16 protein-coding genes are annotated in these 17,775 nt (G+C 62.5%); 5 read left to right on the forward strand and 11 right to left on the reverse strand.

All coding sequences use genetic code 11. The features are described 5' to 3' along the window. Window positions 1–1,491: 1,491 nt before the first annotated feature. The 3 genes from ACIP5Y_RS23665 to ACIP5Y_RS23675 all read right to left on the reverse strand — a co-directional run bounded on the left by ACIP5Y_RS23665 (window position 1,492) and on the right by ACIP5Y_RS23675 (window position 5,601). Window positions 1,492–2,823 (reverse strand): lipase family protein, encoded by a 1,332-nt coding sequence (locus ACIP5Y_RS23665; protein WP_400352765.1) that lies wholly within the window; start codon window positions 2,821–2,823, stop codon window positions 1,492–1,494. A 558-nt stretch (window positions 2,824–3,381) separates the two neighbouring features. Then, entirely contained in the window at window positions 3,382–4,587 is a 1,206-nt protein-coding gene (locus ACIP5Y_RS23670) for a hypothetical protein (RefSeq protein ID WP_400352766.1), read from the reverse strand. Window positions 4,588–4,590: 3 nt separating this feature from the next. Continuing rightward, entirely contained in the window at window positions 4,591–5,601 is a 1,011-nt protein-coding gene (locus ACIP5Y_RS23675) for a BPSS1187 family protein (protein ID WP_400352768.1), read from the reverse strand. A gap of 234 nt (window positions 5,602–5,835) precedes the next feature. Here ACIP5Y_RS23675 and ACIP5Y_RS23680 point away from each other — a divergent pair, with 234 nt between their 5' ends. From ACIP5Y_RS23680 to ACIP5Y_RS23690, 3 genes are all read left to right on the forward strand, one after another. Beyond that, entirely contained in the window at window positions 5,836–6,102 is a 267-nt protein-coding gene (locus tag ACIP5Y_RS23680; protein WP_400352770.1) for a hypothetical protein, read from the forward strand. Continuing rightward, entirely contained in the window at window positions 6,099–7,730 is a 1,632-nt protein-coding gene (locus ACIP5Y_RS23685) for a hypothetical protein (RefSeq protein ID WP_400352772.1), read from the forward strand. The genes ACIP5Y_RS23680 and ACIP5Y_RS23685 overlap by 4 nt, the downstream gene beginning before the upstream one ends. 158 nt (window positions 7,731–7,888) lie before the next feature. Beyond that, window positions 7,889–9,232 (forward strand): DNA mismatch repair protein, encoded by a 1,344-nt coding sequence (locus tag ACIP5Y_RS23690; RefSeq protein ID WP_400352774.1) that lies wholly within the window; start codon window positions 7,889–7,891, stop codon window positions 9,230–9,232. Between the two features lie 348 nt (window positions 9,233–9,580). On the opposite strand, the gene ACIP5Y_RS23695 is transcribed toward ACIP5Y_RS23690, so the two are convergent. Continuing rightward, the gene (locus ACIP5Y_RS23695) at window positions 9,581–10,654 is read right to left on the reverse strand and encodes a Fic family protein (protein WP_400352776.1); all 1,074 of its coding nucleotides are present in this window, start codon (window positions 10,652–10,654) and stop codon (window positions 9,581–9,583) included. Between the two features lie 391 nt (window positions 10,655–11,045). Beyond that, entirely contained in the window at window positions 11,046–11,582 is a 537-nt protein-coding gene (locus ACIP5Y_RS23700) for an oxygenase MpaB family protein (protein WP_400352778.1), read from the reverse strand. 52 nt (window positions 11,583–11,634) lie between these two features. Here ACIP5Y_RS23700 and ACIP5Y_RS23705 point away from each other — a divergent pair, with 52 nt between their 5' ends. After that, a complete protein-coding gene (locus ACIP5Y_RS23705) occupies window positions 11,635–12,003 on the forward strand; it encodes a hypothetical protein (RefSeq protein WP_400352780.1) in 369 nt (122 codons plus the stop codon). A gap of 73 nt (window positions 12,004–12,076) precedes the next feature. Here ACIP5Y_RS23705 and ACIP5Y_RS23710 read toward each other — a convergent pair whose 3' ends face one another. The 4 genes from ACIP5Y_RS23710 to ACIP5Y_RS23725 are packed head-to-tail and all read right to left on the reverse strand — an operon-like array spanning window position 12,077 to window position 15,030. Then, complete coding sequence (locus tag ACIP5Y_RS23710; RefSeq protein ID WP_400352782.1) at window positions 12,077–12,622, reverse strand: 2,4'-dihydroxyacetophenone dioxygenase family protein; 546 nt, start codon at window positions 12,620–12,622, stop codon at window positions 12,077–12,079. 55 nt (window positions 12,623–12,677) lie between these two features. Then, window positions 12,678–13,145 carry an ester cyclase gene (locus tag ACIP5Y_RS23715; RefSeq protein WP_400353877.1) on the reverse strand — a complete coding sequence of 156 codons (468 nt, stop codon included), beginning with the start codon at window positions 13,143–13,145 and terminating at the stop codon, window positions 12,678–12,680. 52 nt (window positions 13,146–13,197) lie between these two features. Continuing rightward, a complete protein-coding gene (locus ACIP5Y_RS23720) occupies window positions 13,198–13,866 on the reverse strand; it encodes an MBL fold metallo-hydrolase (RefSeq protein WP_400352784.1) in 669 nt (222 codons plus the stop codon). Window positions 13,867–13,884: 18 nt separating this feature from the next. Beyond that, on the reverse strand, window positions 13,885–15,030 hold the full coding sequence (locus ACIP5Y_RS23725; protein WP_400352786.1) for an FAD-dependent monooxygenase: 1,146 nt from the start codon (window positions 15,028–15,030) through the stop codon (window positions 13,885–13,887). Window positions 15,031–15,137: 107 nt separating this feature from the next. On the opposite strand from ACIP5Y_RS23725, the gene ACIP5Y_RS23730 reads away from it, so the two are divergent. Further along, window positions 15,138–15,725, forward strand: coding sequence for a TetR/AcrR family transcriptional regulator (locus ACIP5Y_RS23730; RefSeq protein WP_400352788.1), 588 nt, complete (start codon window positions 15,138–15,140; stop codon window positions 15,723–15,725). Window positions 15,726–15,961: 236 nt separating this feature from the next. Here the strand turns inward: ACIP5Y_RS23730 and ACIP5Y_RS23735 are convergent, their stop codons facing one another. Both ACIP5Y_RS23735 and ACIP5Y_RS23740 read right to left on the reverse strand, forming a co-directional pair. Continuing rightward, a complete protein-coding gene (locus ACIP5Y_RS23735) occupies window positions 15,962–16,846 on the reverse strand; it encodes a PaaX family transcriptional regulator C-terminal domain-containing protein (RefSeq protein WP_400352789.1) in 885 nt (294 codons plus the stop codon). A gap of 23 nt (window positions 16,847–16,869) precedes the next feature. Beyond that, window positions 16,870–17,775 (reverse strand): acyl-CoA thioesterase, encoded by a 906-nt coding sequence (locus ACIP5Y_RS23740; protein WP_400352791.1) that lies wholly within the window; start codon window positions 17,773–17,775, stop codon window positions 16,870–16,872.

Consider the following 17,775-nt stretch of genomic DNA (forward strand, 5'->3'; position numbering starts at 1 on the left):
CAAGGGTGGGTTATCCACACCCAAGGGTTGGAGACACCGCCGTCCGAAAGCGCAGCAAAAGGACGACACCGCCTACCGTGATACAGCCCCCGACAGCGGCCGTGTCGCCGAGTCATACGAGTACTGGAATTGCCTGTCCCACAAGGCCCCCTGAAGCATTATCGATGAAATTCATCGTAGCACCCGAAATGCTTGATAAGCCTTCTGTGAACCCGATTTCCGCTGGCTGCACGGGATTTGAAGATTGGTTACCCGTTGCGAAACTCGTTCGCCCAGTTCACAGTTTGCCGATCGGCCGTTCCAGGCAGTCGGATTCGTTGATGAAACAATCCGACCAGCATGGACAGATGCTCACTATTCGTTGCCTCCGTTACTCTTTCATAAGACTACGAATAGGCCGACGAGAAAGTTCACAACACGCCGAATCAGTGTCGCCGATCGACTCAGCACCGCAGAAGTGCGCGTGAATTGAGGCGAGTCGGGACAAGATCGTGACATCTCGAATGCTCGAGCCACATCGGCAGCACAGGCAGTCGGCAACGCAGCGAACACCGAAGAACACCTCCCGAGTCGAACCAAGGCTCACCGGCAGCCGCGCTTCGGGACTCGGTAGAACTGCCTATCAGGATACGCGCTTGCTATGAAATCACTGCTGCTTCAATCCAGTTCATGTACCGGGGCACAGTGGCGGCAGGGCGGCACTGAACATGGCGTACTCGCCGGCAGGCACACATACCTCACGGTGCGCCAGGCGCGATATCCCGTCCGGACAATGGTTGGCCGCGACTACCACAGCGCCGTCGTCGGCTCCACCGGCTTGACGCTGGCGGCTCAGCCACGCCCGCAGCCCCGGCGAATCAAGGCTCGGTACCAGGGCCACGGCTTGCTGCCACCGCATACCCAGCGCCATCACAGCAGGGGAACCTACCGCCACGATCACCGCATACGCCCTGCACCAATTGCTGCTCATCATCGGGCCTGCCCTTCCCTGCTCACGCTTCGGGACGCAGTACCGAATTGCGACGTGGCTCCGGTAGAACAATCCAGCTTCAACGGTAGGCGCTCGCGATCTCGGGGCCATGACGTTTGCGCCCGATCGCGGCGCCCATGCGTCAAGGCGGATAGCGCTGCGGAGCTCTCGTCCGCGGCGCACTGCCGGCCGACGGCTCGCGTCCGATCGCGATGTCAACCGACCTGACGGCCTTTTACTTTGCAAAGTCTGCGAATCCACCACTGTCACCAGCGGATTCGGCGTTACATTCAAATCGTCACATACCGACGGGTACCGAGTTGCCCGCCTTGTCTGCGAGGTACCCGCCGAGTATGTGGCCGTTGTTGCGAGCCCCATCGGTCTCGCAAGCACCTCCGTTCCGTATGCAGCGGAGGACGTCGAACCGCTCAGTGCCGGTCAGGGCTTTCGGTCAACGGCGATCTCGCCCCGACCCGCACTGGGCTCTCGGGATCAGCACGCCGTGACCTTGTCGCCGGGTTTCAGCAGCCGTTGGGTGCGGGGACGCCCTGGAGGCGTTGATCGAGCCAGCTCATCGCACCGGGGAAGGTGGTGAGGAGGCCGGTGACATGCTCACCCGGGTCGAGCCGCAGAGTGGAAGGCACGCCGAGGGCGCATTGCCTGCGGTGGAGTTCACGTGCACCGTCGGCGGGGACCCACAGGTCGTCGGCCGCGTGATAGATGTACAGCGGTATCCCGGACTTCTTGTCCTGCATATCGGTTCGCTCGAAGATCGCGTCGGCCAGCGGGCTGGTGAGCGGATCGGCAAGGGTGGCGCCCAGTTCCAGCGGAATACCGACCGCCCCGAGAATGCCCTGGCTGGAACCGCAGATGTTCTTCAGCGGGGAGGTCGCGACCTGTTGCGCCAGATTGTTCATCGCCCCGAGGATTTCGGGATGTTCGCGGGCGTGGGCGAGCACGACCGACAGCAGGATGCCCGATTCGATGCCGCCATCGAAGGAGCGGGCGATCCGGCGGGTATCGGTGATCAGGCCGCCGACCGCTGCGCCGACGAGGACCGATTTCAGCTCGGGTGCGTACTCGTCGAGCGACATGGCGGCGCCGGCGGCGGCGATGGCGCCACCGGAGTATCCGGCGAGCGCGTAGCGGCTGTCACGGTATTCGTCGTGGAACGCCGCGCGCACCGCGCGGATGCCGTCGAGGATCGCATGCCCGGCGACCGTCGGTTCGGCGTAGGCCATGCGCGGACCCTCGTGATCGGGAAGAAGTACCGCGTAGCCGCGCGACAGGGCCGTGGCGTTGGTGGGCGGAATGGTGGCCAGGCCGTTGAGCTGGCCTGAATCACCGTGCGCCATCGCGTATCCCGGCGTGCAGGTGAGGCCGAGGGAATTGATCGGTAAGGCGTTGACCAGTACCGGGCGGGTGCCGGTGCCGGTCCACTGCGCGGCGGGCTCCAGCAGTGTGGCCGTGGCGAACGACGGCGCGCCGGCGGAGTCGGCGGTGCGGTACTTCAGTAGCACCGCGCTCCGGATCGGCGCCATGAGCTGTGGTGCGGCGGCCGCGGTGACGTCGCGTCGAGCGATGACATCGCCCGGGGCGTATCGGGTCAGGTCGGCCGGCCACTCGTCGAAGAACGCGTCCCCCGACGGAGTGGGCTGCACCGCTCGCCACAGCGCCGCCAGATCGGGCGCAAGCGTGCCGGGCGGGACCGACCGGCTGGGTTCATCGGTCAGGTTGGGTTCCGGGACAATGGAATCCAGCCACTTCTGGATCTCGGATTGATTCGCGGCGCCCGGGCGGTAGCCGTTCTCGGGTGTCGGATCCGCGGCGGCGCGGGTATCCAGCCTTCCCATCGTGATCAAGCAACCGACCGCGACTGCCACGGCAGCACTGCGCAGGTATCTCATTCAGGCACAACCTTCCGAACCCCGACTTCCACGAAAGGGGACGCTAACTGCGAATTTGCGCCCTTTACAAAGCGGAGGTAAAGCCTCCCCCGGCTTTACATGGTCAAACGCCCAGTTGAGCATATGAATGTGAACCACGCCACAGGTCGGCGCTGACAGGCATCCCTTCAGCAAACCCTCAGGCTTCCGTACTGGACACGTCACGCTCCGCGATAGTAGCGTTTAGTTAGTAGCTCATCGCTACTAACTAAGGGCACACCGTTCGGTGCGCACGAGAGAAAGAGGCAAACCCATGATTACAGGCCCTCTCTTCAATGTGTTTCACCCGTTTTTCAACCTGTTCCACCCGTTCGTCCCCGAGGTGCACTACTGAGGGTGATCACACCCCCATTCGCTTAGGGCAGAACGCATGAAAGAGGGACCATCCGGGTCACGTCCGGATGGTCCCTCCCTGATTCTGGGCGATGCCGCCGAATCACTCGCCACCGCACCCGCTATCGGGCCTCAGTCGGTGACCAGCAGGCGAGCCGCTCGCGAGACCGCGCTATACACCTGGGCGAGGTAGACGGGAGACGTGGTGGCCGAGGCGGTATCGGCGGGGGTGTGGAATTGCGGGAAGGTTCCCGTCAGCGACACCATCGGCGTCGCGGGGTCGGTGCCGGATTCCCAGAGCGCTCCCTCGCCGCCTGCCACCGGCACGGGCAGGAACCCCGCAGGAGTGAGTTCGGCGAGCAACCCCGCGAGTTTCCCTGCCTGCGGCACACGGTAATTCGCGATCCGGGCCGGGGTGAGGACGGTACCGATCGGCGAGTCCGCCGCGGCCGCCAGAGACGCGCCGAGATGCAGGATCGCGCGGGACCGGATCCCGCGCCGCAGGAAAACCTGCTGTCCGCCGTATTGCAGTTCATGGGCCACCGTGCCGAGGAACAGCACCGAATACTGTTGTGACAGTTCCCGGCACAGTTCGAGGGCGATCGCCACACCGCAGCCGCGCTCCGCGGCGCAGCCGAACCAGCCGGTCAGCGGAGTGGTGATCAGGATGGGCTCCGCGGAGCGCGGGCCGAACCAGCCGAGCACATTGTGCGAGACGGCGTCGGATCGGCGGGCATCGAACCGGACACTGACGGGACCTCGCTGAGCGGCGTCCGCTTCGGTGCCCGAGATCAGCAGTGTCGCAATGCCGCTGGGTGTGCGCGCGGGATTGCTGTTGACCGCCACCAAGTCCGCGTAGCGCGTGCCGAGGACTTGGTTCGTGGTGGCGAGCACGGCGGCCGCGGCGCCCGATCGGGCCGCTTCGCGAAGGGCCGTCTCGATCTGTGTGTCACCGAGTCCGTCGCGGATGGTGACGGGCGTGACGAACGGCGTGGTCGTGGTGATCGGGCCGGTGCTCTCGTAGTAGTACGGGATGGTGGGAACCTCGCGGCCCGCGATGCGCACTTCGCCGGTCCAGTCGTAGCGCTGGAAGGGAACCGATTCGAGTTCGATTTCGGCTCCGCGCGTGCGTAATTCGTCGCACAGCCATGCCGTGGTCGCGGCGTCGTCCGGTGAACCGGTCCGATGCGTCGGGTGGCTGCCGTATCGGCCGACCAGGTCGTACAGTCGGTCGCCGAGGTCCTGCGGGGTGGCGCGCGCCCGGCCGGCGAAGGGCAGTAGCGCGAGTCCGGCCAGGCCCGTGGTCAGGATGGCGCGCCGACTGGTCGTGATACGCACGATTCAGCAGGCATTCGACAGATCGGGCACGGGTAGCCCGGCCGCCGTGAGCATCAGATATGTCCAGGCCGGTGCCAGTTCCGGAGTTCCATTGGGGCACTTCGGTGTTGCCTGGTCCACGACCGGTGACAGATGGTTGCGCAGCGGATCCAGGTTGAGGCCTTCCTTCGTCACCAGCTCATGGGTGCCGCCGAAAGGCGCTGCCACCGCACCGACCTGCGCGGGTGCACCCAGGGAATCCAATCCGAGTGCGGTCCAGTCGGCGCGGATACTCTTCACGAACGGATCCCCCACGTTCACCACCCCGGTGTAATTGGCGATGGGGGTGAGATGGTCGGCGTTCACCCAGGACGCGGGAGTGGGGTCGGCCACCGGGTTCTCGGCGGCGTTGCTGTCCACCACGGAGGAGAACATCACCACACCGGCCAGCCGGTGGAGCTTACCGATATAGGCGGCCTCTCCCCCGCCTTGCGAGTGACCCGCGAACACGATCTTGTCGTACACGGGCAGACCGTCCTGGCCCAGGAAGTCACCCCACCCTTCGGCCGGGTACTGCTGCTGCAAGGTCTGCAGCAATGCGACCAGTCGGTGCTGAATGGAGTTCGCGGCATCGACCGAACTGTGTGGGTCGGGGGCGCCATCGAAGACGTTCTGCCGCAACGGCCCATAGCAATCGAGGTCCTTGCCGCAGCGCTGCGCAACCGTCGGTTTGTCGGGATAGCTCAGGCCGATGCTGTGAAAGCCCAGGCTCGCCGCCTGCCCGACCAGCTCGGTGTAGTCGTTCGGCGTCGAACCGCTACCCCCGAGATTGACGAACAGCAGCCCGCTCGCGGGCCCCGGCTGCACAGGCGCCACGAGATGCGGATTGTCGGGCGAGGAGATGGCCGGGTCGGTGGACGACGGGGCGATCTGCCGCAGATCCACCGGATTCGCCGCGGCGCGCCCATGCGTGCACGCGGTAATGCCCGCCACCACCAGCCCGAGAACGAGCAGCCACACCAGCGAACGCTTCATGGCACTACCCTCCAGATCGGAAACTATCGTTTCGATAGTATCATTTGGATAGTAAGGTACCAGGGATCGACCTTGAATACGAAAAGGGTGACCGACACCGCAGCAACCCGCGCCTCGCAGGCCTCCGTCGAGATTCCGATCCGGAAAACTGCGGAAACCCCATGACCAGCCATAACGTCGCCATTTTCGGGCGGGCAGCTACTCGGCTACCCGGGCCGTCTCCTAGCTTCAGAGGTGGAGGAACGACCTCGGAAGTCGAAGGGGGACAAGGACATGGACGGCGGATTCGTCTGCATTCTGGTAGTCGTCGGAGTCGTGGCGCTGCTCATCTATATGTCGAACCAGAAGGCGAGCAATAGATATCGTGCCGACTGCGGAGAGTGCAGCCATCAATCGGCGTGGCTGTCCGAATCGGAGGCGGAAGCCGCCAGTATTCGGCACTACCGATCGAAGCATCCGGATCTGCCGCCGGGCGGCACCATGCAAATCCGAGCACGGTGACCGTCGCGCCGGGCGCACCGGGAGACGATCGCGGGCTGCGCAGTAGCCTGGGGAAGGAAGGCATGATGCGTCCGCTGGATGCAGGTGCGGGAGGGGGTCCGATGGTGCGGTTGCCGAGCCTTCTGTGGCGCGATGCGGAGCACCGAATCACCGGACAGGCCAATCCAGCGCTGATTTCGGACTTGAATCTCGACCGCATCTTTGCCGAGATCACGGCGTCGGATAGCAGCGAAACAGTGGACCGGCTGCTGCGAGCACCGCTCCTGCACAGCGAGGATGTCGAGTACCGGCGGGAGGTCTTCGCCGACCTTTCATCACCGACGCTGCGTGCACAGCTCGAGGCGTTTTCGCAGTCGATCACCAGTATCCGTCGGCATCTTCTCGAACTCGCGACAGTCAGCCACTCGACCCTCAGGTGCCGGCTCCGCTTGGACGTCCTGCATTCCTATTGCCAGACAGTACTTTCGCTGCATCAGGGTCTGAATGGCATTGTCCTCGAGTCGCGGGGACTGGCGTCGTGGCGGGACTACTTGAACGCCTACGTCACTCGGGCCGCGTTCACCGGGCTCGTCTCGGGATGTGAAGCGGCACTTGCCGACTTCGGGGAGATCCGTTACTCGATGCGGTTCGACGATCATCGGATAGTGGTGGTGAAGGCCAGTGGAGCGCCCGATTACGCCGCGACCGTCGAGGGGTTGTTCCAGCCGTTCACGCACGGCTGGGCGCCCGCTGCCCAGGACAGCGTTCCGTGGTCCGCGAGCGTGCATCCGGTCGAAGAGCTCGTTCTCGACGAGCTGGTTCGATTATTTCCGCTTCCGTTTCACCGGATGATGGAGCACTCGAATTCCTACAGTGACTTCATGGATCCGGTGATCGATCGTGTCGGGAGCGAGCTTCAATTCTACTTTTCCTATCTGCGCCTGGTCGACAAATTGTCAGCACATGGCATGGAGTTCTGCCTTCCCGAGGTCACCGATTCATTCGACGGCATCCGAGTACACGGTGCGTACGATTTGGCGCTCGCGTTGAAGTGCATCGGGCAAGGTGAGGTGCCTGTCACCAATGACTATCACCTTGCCGGAAATGAACGCATCATCGTGGTGACCGGCCCGAACCAAGGCGGCAAGACCACCTTCGCCCGAACGTTCGGCCAAGTAGCGTATCTCGCCACCCTCGGCTGTCCCGTTCCGGCGAATCGAGCGAGAATGATGCTCACCGACGGAGTATTTTCCCACTTCGAGCGACGTGAGCAAGCGTCCGACGCGGCAGGAAAACTCCAGAGCGAGCTCACGGCGATCAAAGAAACTCTCGACCACTCGACCGAGCGAACGATCATCATTCTGAACGAGAGTTTCAGTTCCACCACAACGGTGGACGCCCTGTATATCGGCCGGCAAGTCCTGCAAAAAATATCGGAGCGGAAATCCATCGCGGTCTTCGTGACGTTCCTCGACGAACTATCGGGGCTGGACGGCGTCGTGAGCATGGTTGCCGGCATCGGCGGCGACGCGACGCTGCGGACGTTCCGGCTGGAACGAAAACCGGCCGACGGCCGGGCGTATGCGATGGCCCTGGCAGATCAGTTCGACCTGTCCTATGACGCCATTGTCGGGAGAGTGGCACGGTGAGGGTGAATCTCCTCGGTCCGGACGGGTGGGGTCTGTCCCAGGTCAGGGAGAACGGCGGAACCGTCGCCGACGATCTCGAACTGTCCACCATGTACGGTGCGATGGCAGCCGGGGACGAGTTCATCCGCACCGTCGTCACCGACCTGGTTCCGAGATCCTTGAACGATCCCGATGCCATCGCGTACCGGCAGCGGGTGGTGATCGACAGCTGCGCGAATCCGGAACTGCTGCAAGAGCTTTACGCCATCGCGACCGAAGCTGCCGGCGCACGACGGTGGATGGTCGGCCACGATCGCGGCGCACGGGGAAAGCTGTACCTATCCCTCGAGCCACTCACCAAGCTCATCGGCTTCTTGCGGCTGCTGCGATCCACCTACGAACCGTATTCCTCGCACTTCACCTCCGAGGGATTCGCAAGATTGGGCGAAAGGCTCACCGGCACCTTCGGGGAAGAGTATCTGGCCGAAGTCGAACACCACCTCCACATCCTTCAGTTCGAACACGGTTACGAGATCACCGCAGAACTCGGCTCCGACGGCCGGATTACAAACCCCGTACTGCACCAGCCACTGAAGCATCCTCCAGGCCGGCAATCCCTGTTCGGCAGCCGGGAGCGTCACGTCGTGAAGGTCTCCGACACCGACGAGAGCGCCAAGAAGTTCATCTGGCGCCTCGCCGGAAACAGCCTCGATCGCGTCGCCGACGTCGTCGCCCATGCCACCGATGCGATCGTCGACTTCTTCCAAGCTCTGCGTACCGAACTGGCTTTCCTCGTCGGTTGCGTGCACCTCTCCCGCCGGCTACAAGGTGACGGGTATGCCGTGTGTTTCCCGCATGCTCTAGCGCAAGGCAGTGGCGCGTCTTTCACCTTCCGCTCGTTGCGAGACCCCGCGCTGTGCTTGTCAACGACGCCGACGGTCGTGGGGAACTCGATCGACGGCCGGGGCAAGCTGCTGACCGTCATCATGGGCGCCAACAGCGGCGGCAAGTCTACTTTCCTACGCAGTCTAGGTACCGCTCAGATCATGATGCAGGCGGGCATGTTCGTCGTTGCCGAAGCCTATGAAGCAGACATCAGGGACGGAATCTTCACCCATTTCCGTATCCAGGACGACTCCTCGATGACCTACGGCAGGCTCGAGGAGGAGCTCGTGCGTATGCACGACCTGACGAATCGGATAAACCCGGCATCCATGGTGCTGTGGAACGAACCGTTCGCCTCCACGAGTGAGCGAGAGGCCACCGAAATCCTGGCCCCGATCACGCAGGCCCTCCTCGACTCGGGCGTGAAAGTGCTTGTGGTGACGCACCTGTACGATTTCGCGTCCGCACTGTCCCAGCACCGGCGAGCAACCGACCTGTTCCTTCGCGCGCAGCGGCTATCCGACGGTTCGCGAACCTTCCGCCTGGAACCCGGTGCGCCAGCGACATCGAGCCACGCCATAGACATCTATGAGCGAACCTTCGGACCCGACAGTGATTCTGGATCGAATCGGATGTAATCGCTTCTATCACAGCGGCTTTCACTTACGCAGCGCGAGGGCACGGCGCCCACCAGCGGCGCCTCCGCTTCCTTGCTCGCCCTACTCGGCATCTCAGCGCTCCTCGGAATCCCCAACGGCTTCAACAACATCGGCAACCAGAACATCCTCAATGCGCCAACCTGGCCTCCATCGTGATCACACTGCTATCCTCGACCGCCCACATGTCCATCACGCCACTGGGTTTCGTCATCGCCGGCATCGGTGCGGCCCTGCTCACCCTCACCCTCGCCGTCCCGGGCGGTTTGCCGGACCCCCGGCCGCACCGATCACCCGGGTTGAGCAGACCACAGATCCAGAGCCGGCCCTCTACCGCTCGTAAGGATCATCGAGGGTCGTTGGAGTATGAGCGATATCCAACGCCGCTGCCGGGTAGGCTGCGCCGGCGGTGTAGAAGCGGGCTCGGGTCTTGCCAACTGGCTCGAGCACGCGGAGCGCAACAAGATCGCGTAGATCGCGCTGCGCTTGTTGCATGCTCAACCCTTCCGATTGTTCGTAACGGGTCCGGCGAACCCTGCCCGACATCGCTACATCGTGCAATGCGCTGACGACACGTTCATCCAGGCGCATTCCTCCGACATACTGGTCGAGCTCCGCCCACACCGCACCCGATCGAACCCATCGGGCATGCACGGTTTGCGCCTGCTGGTGATAGGCGGTCAGATTGAATCGAATCCATTCGGACACATCCTGATCCGGCCGATAGGCGCTCCCCCGCCGGCCCAGCACCTGGTAGTACTCCCACATGTTTCCGGGCCTGCCGAGCCATGATTCGATCGATGAAAACTCCGGGGAGAGAACGCCTTCGCGGGCGATCATCAGCGTCTGCAGCGAGCGGGACATGCGTCCGTTGCCGTCGGCCCAGGGGTGAACTGATACAAGGTGCAGGTGTGCCATTGCCGCGCGCACGAGTGGATGTGTGCCGTCATCGGTGTTGAGCCAGTCGACAAGTTCTCCCATCAATGTCGGCACTTGATCGGCATCAGGGGCGGTATAGGCAGCAATACTCGGGTCGCGAGCGTCGGTCACGTACACGGGGCCAGGCCGCCACTGTCCGGCCGGGCGACGTTCGGTGTGCCGATGGCCCTGCAGCATCCAGTGCAGCGCGTTGAGAAAGCCTTTGCTGTAGGCGAAGTCGTCGACATCGTGGAGCGTTTGCAGATAGGTCATCATCCGCTCATAGGCAAGCGTCTCGGCCTTGTTTTCCTCGGAAACCTCGACGTCCCGTTCTCCTGCGATCAGATCTTCCACGTCGACGGTGGAGACCTTGAATCCCTCGATCGAGTTCGACGCGGCAACCGCATCCGCGGTGAGGAACTTGCGCAGTCCCCCTGCCCACTTACCGGGTTTAGCCTGCAGTTCATGGCGTAGTTCGTCACGCATCCGATCCACGTCAGCGAGGACGCGGACATCTGCGGCGGCTAGCGACGGCGTAGGGAACAGCATGACGCAACAATAAGATGACTCAATCATTACGTCAAGGATGCTCCTCGTTCGCTACTCAGGGACAAAGCCTCACGATTTCAGTGCAGATCAACAACGCAGTTGTCGGGGATGCAGTTTGATCAGCCGCAAAAGGTCGACGACGGGGGCGGTGGCGATGCTTCCGCGGTTGCCACGGTCACTGCCAGGCTGCTACCGCCATCGCAATCACACTGCCGTCCTCGACCAGCCACATGTCCATCACGCCACCGGGTTTCGTCATCGCCGGTGTCGGTGCGACTCCGCTCGTTCTCGCCCTCGCTGTCCCGGGTGCACTACCCGACCCGGGCCATCAGGCCGGGGCGAAGGACTGCAGGGCTGCGGAGCGGTAGAGCGCGGCGTGTTTCTCGTAGCGCCACCGGTGGTAGGCCATCGGGCTCAGGGTCGGGCGGGGCGGGAGTTTCGAGTACGCGATCGGTAGCACTCTGGTGGCGACACCGAACGCGAGATCGTGGCGGCGGGTCCACCGGAAGCCGGTCAGCTCACGGGTTTTCGGGTGCATTATGCCGAAGGAGCAGACGGCGGCGACCTGACCTGCGACGCGTGCCAGCGGGGTCCAGACCGGCTTGGCCGTCGCGGGGAGGAAGGGCGGCAGCGGTGCGTGCAGCAGCGTGTTCACCGCGCTTTCGACGGCGATGTTCGACTCCCCCTTGCGGTTGATCAGCTCGTCGTAGTAGCTGATCAGATCCTCGTAGCGGTCCGGCAACTGAGAATTCTTGCCCGGCAGTCGAAGATAGGCGAACTTCTCGAGCAGGAAGTCGTAGAACGACTGTCGTTGCGCATCGGAGAGCTCCTCGCCGGTGATCGGGGTGTAGGCGTTCTGGAACACCAGCCGATCCGCTGCCGCGGAGCGCAGCGCACGCTCGAAGGGCGACCAGCGCGTGGCACGGTTCGAATCCGCAGAGGAGAAGCTGGTCGAGGGCTTCGTCACGATCTACTGGTTCTTCCATACCCACCCACTGCTGGGCAGACTTCTGGAGACCGAGCCCGAGACCGTACTACCCGCCATCACCACCGGCGCCACACCCGGAGTGCAATGGGCCACAGACTATTTGGCGCAACATATCAGGTCCTACGTACGCTCCGGAAACGGTCTCACCGACCTCGACCCCTACGAAACCGCCGAGATACTGGTCCGGCTCTGCCAGTCACTCATCCTCACACCGCGCATGAACCAGCCTCTCGATTCCGAAGAGGCCGCCCGCGACTACGCGCGGCGTGTCCTGCTCCCACTCGTACGCCTGCACTGAACAGCGCTCCGAAACTGAACCCGATCGCGCCGGACCGAAGGCCCGGCGCGAAATCGAGGTTACTATCGGCTCCCTATTTCAGGGCATTCTCGGCGGTACCCCCTGAGATGAAGTCCACGGGTCCCAAACCCTGAGCCTCGGCCAGTTCCGCAGTCAGATAACGGAGCGCCGCGGCATCAAGGATCGAGTGGTAGCTTCCATCCTCGGAGAAATTGATATTGGCGCCCTCGACACGCACGAGGATAACTGTATCCTCGGTGTTCGACTCAGGGCAGACGAAGGTATGCGTGGAGGCTCCGGGCTCGAAAAGGTAGGAGCCGGCTGTTTGTGGCTGTTCCGGATATTCGAGATAATACCACTTGCCCGACAGTGTATATACCTCAGCAATACCGGTGTGATAGTGGAGCGGGATCACAGCTCCGGGCGAAAAGGTCGCCAGTACCAGCCATACACCGGCTTCCACGTCCAGGCGCAGCGGCTGGAAATGCACCCCCGGGCCTAGGGCATTCTTGATCAGCGGTGTTCCGCTGACGTTTACTGTCAGAATCTCCGTCTGAGGCAGGGCGACAAAGGGAAGGAGCGCTCCGCTGGATGTCCGGATGGGACCAGGAAAGTTCATGTTCGACCTCTCTTGTATTTCTCGATAATGAATACCCGTGCAATCCAGTTCCGTTTCAGTGACGCATGATCCCTTGCTCACGTGCGAAAGAGAGTATCTGGCGGCGGCTGTCGCTCTTCAGGACTGCGCGGATAACAGCCTTCAGGCCAATTTGACGGAGCAGACCAACCCGGTCGATCTCGTCCCAGTGCTCTACACAGATTCCGTCCTCCATCCGCCAGATATCAATCGAAGTCATTTCGACATGCTTGCCGGTAGGAGGTATACCGATGAGTGGTCCCGTGTGCGTACCTTTCATCGAAATCCTGGCCACAACTTTATCGCCCTCGGCAACAATATCGTTGATCACCATTCGGCCATCGGGAAATGCAGTCCGGAGGATGTCCGCCATACGCTTGACCGGCTCTCGACCGTTGGGAGTCGGATTATGCTGGATATAGTCGTCCGACATGAGAGAGTCGAGCAATCCGTGGTTTGCGACAGAAAATGCCTCCATGAGGCGCACCACTACATCCTTGTTCATCTCTTGGATATTCAACGTCACAACCTACTTCCCTGCGAATAATTCTTTCCTGCTATTGGAGGGCGGCCGCAAAATCGGCGAACTTGTCGGCGTCACGCAATACCGGCCCGTGCCCGAAGCAGACCAAATCCGGACCGAGCCCGGCGAGTCTGGCAATGGACTTCCGATTGCCTCGTGGATCCGCCGTCAAGAACTCGAACGGTTCCCGCAATCCGCGGGCTCCCGTGAACGGATGGTGGCCACTCGCAACATCGCCGAGCAGAAGCGTTCGGTCCGACTCGCGCCAGAACGCCAGGTGGCCAACTGTGTGCCCCGGAACTTCGAGGACCTCGAAACTCCCGACTCGATCACCCTCACGAAGCCGCTTGTCGACCGCCGCCGGCGGACCGCCCTGCAAGCGGCTCAATATCCGAGGAGCAGGATGATCCGGGAGTCGGTCGTACATCAGCCCGAGCGTCTCGACCGCTGCAGCATCAGCGTGACCGACCCATAAAGGGACTCCCAATTCCTGGCAAATTCGCCTACTTGCACCGAAGTGATCGGGATGTGCATGCGTTACCGCGTGCGCCCGAATGTCCAATTGCGCTATATCACGTAGTATGCGCCGGCCACTGTACCTGGTTCCGGCATCGACCAGAATGCCGTCTATTACGTAGGAATTGATAGAGCACTTTGGATATCCGTAAATTTGGTATACATCCTCGGCAAGTTCGATGATCATCGCTATTCCTAATAGAATTCAGGCTACCGGATTTATCAAGTCGGCAACCGTGGTGCGTGCGAGGTGCTCCGATGCGAGCCTCTCGACAACAGTTCGACGTACGGCAAGAGCAGGTGCGGTGCGCCTGTGAACTATCCATCCATACTGACGAGATTTACGCTGCATGTTCCGGACCCGTTTGTACCTGCTGGCCTGGAAGCGATGTAACGCGCCCGCAATTTCAGTCGAGTCGACCAGAATTCGAGCCAGCGTGATCGCATCCTCGATTGCCATGGAACCGCCCTGCCCGAGGTCTGGGGACATGGCGTGCGCGGCGTCCCCGATCAGGACCACTCGCCCCGAGATCCACCGGGGAAGGATTACCTCTTCGATATCGCCGTAATGAATCGAATCCTCATCCGGATTCGAATCCACGACATATCTGGCCGGTCCTTGGAAATCGCCGAACAGCTCACGCAGTAGATTCACATTCTCCGACGGATCCCGCACAGCACCTCGAGCCGAGAGAAACGTAGAGTACGAATACAGCAGATCTTCACCAATTGGAAGTATCCCCATTCTGCGACCACTACCCCAGAGTTCGCACATGCCTTCGAACCCCAGCGGCCGCGGGATAACCACTCTAATAGCGCAGTATCCTACATATTGGCGATCAATCTCTCCAAAAACCAGTTTCCTGACCTTTGAATTTCGCCCGTCCGCCCCGACGACGAGGTCGTACTCCGCGCTGGTCCCGTCGCTGAATTCTGCAACCACACCCTCGGCGATCTCCCTCAATGCGGTCACGGTAGTCCCGAGTCGCGGACTATTCCCGAGCGAGCCGACGAGAACGTCATGCAGGGCCCCGCGGTGTATCCCGGTTGTCGAAGCTCCGTACACGTCCGTCACGGAATCGAACCGGAATCCGTTCATGCGGTTGCCATCGGAGTCCAGAAGAGCGACGCTGTTGAGCGGAACCCCACGCTCCTGGACCGCACTCCCCAATCCAATAGAGTTCAACGCCAGAACGCCGTTGAATCCGATCGCAATTCCAGAACCAACCGGGCGCCATTCAGGCGCGAGGTCGATCACATCGGCGGAAGCGCCGTGCCGCTGCAAAGCGGCCGCAAACGTCAATCCGGCAATCCCGCCACCGACAATCAAGATCCTCTGCGGTATCGCCATTGATACTCCTTTATCGCCCAGCCCGCTTTGCTACAACTGTAGTAGATATTGCTACAGTTGTAGCCCTCCTTACTCAGGCTGTCAAGAGTGGATGGGATACTGACCTCATGCGACAGAGTTCAGATGTCATCGACCGCCGTGCCCGCCTGCTCGATGCCGCAATACAGGTGATCGGCACGAAGGGCCTCGCAGCGGTCACACATCGGTCGGTGCAAGAGGCCGCCGGCGTACCGCATGGGGCTGTCACCTACTACTTCGGTACCCGCAGCGATCTGGTGGTAGCCGCAGTCGAGCGCCTCGCCGAACTCGACGAGAAGCGCCTGACCGACCTCATGCACGAGCTGATGCTGGTACTGGCTAGCCGCTCGCCTGAGCCGGACTACGACTCGCTTCAGCAAGCTCTCGTCGAATGGATCGACAGTGACCCGATCCACCAAATCGCAAGGTACGAGGTACTACTGGAAGGCACCCGAAATCCTGCGGTTCGAGCCGCCGTCAGCAGCGGCGCCGCCGCGATGTGGCGTGCGGTCAGGCCGATCGCCGTGGCGGCCGGTTCCGACGACCCCGATCACGACGCCCGCATCATCGTCGCACTGCTCGACGGTCTGATCTTCGATCGATTCACACGCGCACCCGACGACCTGACTCCCCTCCGCCATGGGCTGGAGCGAGTGCTGAATACCTGGCATCTGTAGGCATTCTGCTGTCGTCACACCGTCAGCCGCACCGCCGAACTGTCGGCAGCGCCACCCGGTTTCGACGCAGGGAGGAAAATGGCCGGCCACAGACGCCACGAATCGTCGACTGTTCGAGCCTGCTGCTGGTTGCGCTGGCGACCGGCGCGAGCACCCAGGACGGCGACAGTGTCCGGCCGGCTTTGCGTCCGGTTGTGATGCGGCAGCCCAACATCCGGATCGACCGGTGTCGGGGCTCAGCCCTCCTTGCGCGCCGGGCCCCGCTTCTTTCCGCGCTGCCCATGAATTACGGCCAGTGCGTGCTTCTGGGCCAGTATGGCGAGGGCCTCGTTCAGTTCGTCGAACAAGGTACCGGCGGCCTCCCCGTTCCAAGCCGGGGGCAGTAGCGACAATGGGAGACCGGGATCGCGGTACGGCAGCCGGCGCCATTCGGTCAGCATCGGGACATAGAGCTGAAACGCTTCCTGCGGGGCGATATTCGTCGCGGTCACCTGATAGAGGACGGGTCGATATCGCTGCAGGAAGTCGGTGTACAGCTGGGCGAGCTCAGGCAGATTCCACCATTGACGCACCTTTGCACGTACGTCACCGAATCCGAGGTGACGGCCGGTGAACATGTCTACGTAGCCGGACAACTCGCGACGGTCCAGCATCTGACGGGTCTCCCGGACCAGCGTTCCCGGGCCGACCCAGACTCCCGGTGCCGCGGTGCCGAAGCCGAGCTGGGTCAGGCTCGATCGGAGCGCGTGGCGCTTCTCGCGCTCCGACTCGGGCACGGAGAAAACGACCAGGATCCAACCGTCCTCCTCGGATGCCCTGACGCGATGGAAGATTCTCACATCGCCTTCGGCCAACACCTCGAGCGTCGATTCCGAAAGGGAGTATCCGATCGCACCGGCGTTCTGCTCGCTCACCAGCACGCCGCGACGCTTGAGCCGCGATATGGAGGATCGGACCGCCTGGGCATCGACACCCAGATCTGCCATCAGCGCGACAACCGACGCCGTGGACAGCCAGTTGCCCTCGGCACGCGCACACAGACCGAAGATGGTGATGATCAACTGAGCGAGGCGAGCTTCTCGTCCGCGCGCATTCGGCACCACTTCCAGCTCTGTCGTCATGTTTGCACCATACGTCCCTTGAATCACGAGGCGCGAATCATTCCCTCCTGCAAGACAGTTGCCAGGTGACGCTGGTCGCGGTCATAGAAGCGACCGATTCCGACGCCGCGCCCGGCGTCCGCGGCAACTGCTTCCTGCACGTAGAGCAGCCAGTCGCCGACCCGGCCGGGGCGGTGAAACCACATCGCGTGGTCGAGGCTGGCGGTGACCAGGCCGGGCCGGGCCCATGGCAGGTCGAGCACGCGCAGGACGGGTTCGAGGATGGTGTAGTCACAGACGTAGGCGAGGGCGGCGAGGTCGCGTTGGGTATCGGTGAGACCGTCGACCGGTCGCAGCGGGTCGAAAGGTTTCACCCACACCGCCTGGTGCGGTGCCCGCTTTCCTTCGACCGTCAGATAGACCGGGCCCGGTACGTGGCGCATGTCGAAGCTTCGGCCTGCGGACCAATAGGCTTTCGACTCCTCGGTCATGGTCCCGTCGTGACGGTCGGCGAGATAGCGCGCGGAGCTGGGCAACTCGTCCGGATCGGGGACGGGAGTCGCGATGTGCCCGGCGAAGGTGCCGCCGGATTCGCCGGCGGCGAAGTTTGCCAGACAGACGTAGACCGGCCGATCGTTCTGGTATCCCCGAACCTGGCGGGTGCTGTAGCCGCGTCCATCTCGCAGCAACTCCACCTCGTAGCGAACTACCGCCCCGATATCCGCGGGGCGGAGGAAGTAACTGTGCATCGAATGCAGCGTCTTGCCATCGGTCACGGACCGCATCGCCGACGCGGCGGCCTGGGCCACCAGATCGCCTCCATAGGCCTTGGGCCATGGACATGGCTGAGTGGTGGCGTCGAAGGCCACATCGAAGTGCTGGGGCTCGGTCGGTGTCAGCGTGACCGCCGCGGTGAAGATCGTGGATGTGGTCGGGGTTTCGGTCTGCAT

This window comes from Nocardia sp. NPDC088792, assembly GCF_044750615.1.
Taxonomy (GTDB): Bacteria; Actinomycetota; Actinomycetes; order Mycobacteriales; family Mycobacteriaceae; genus Nocardia.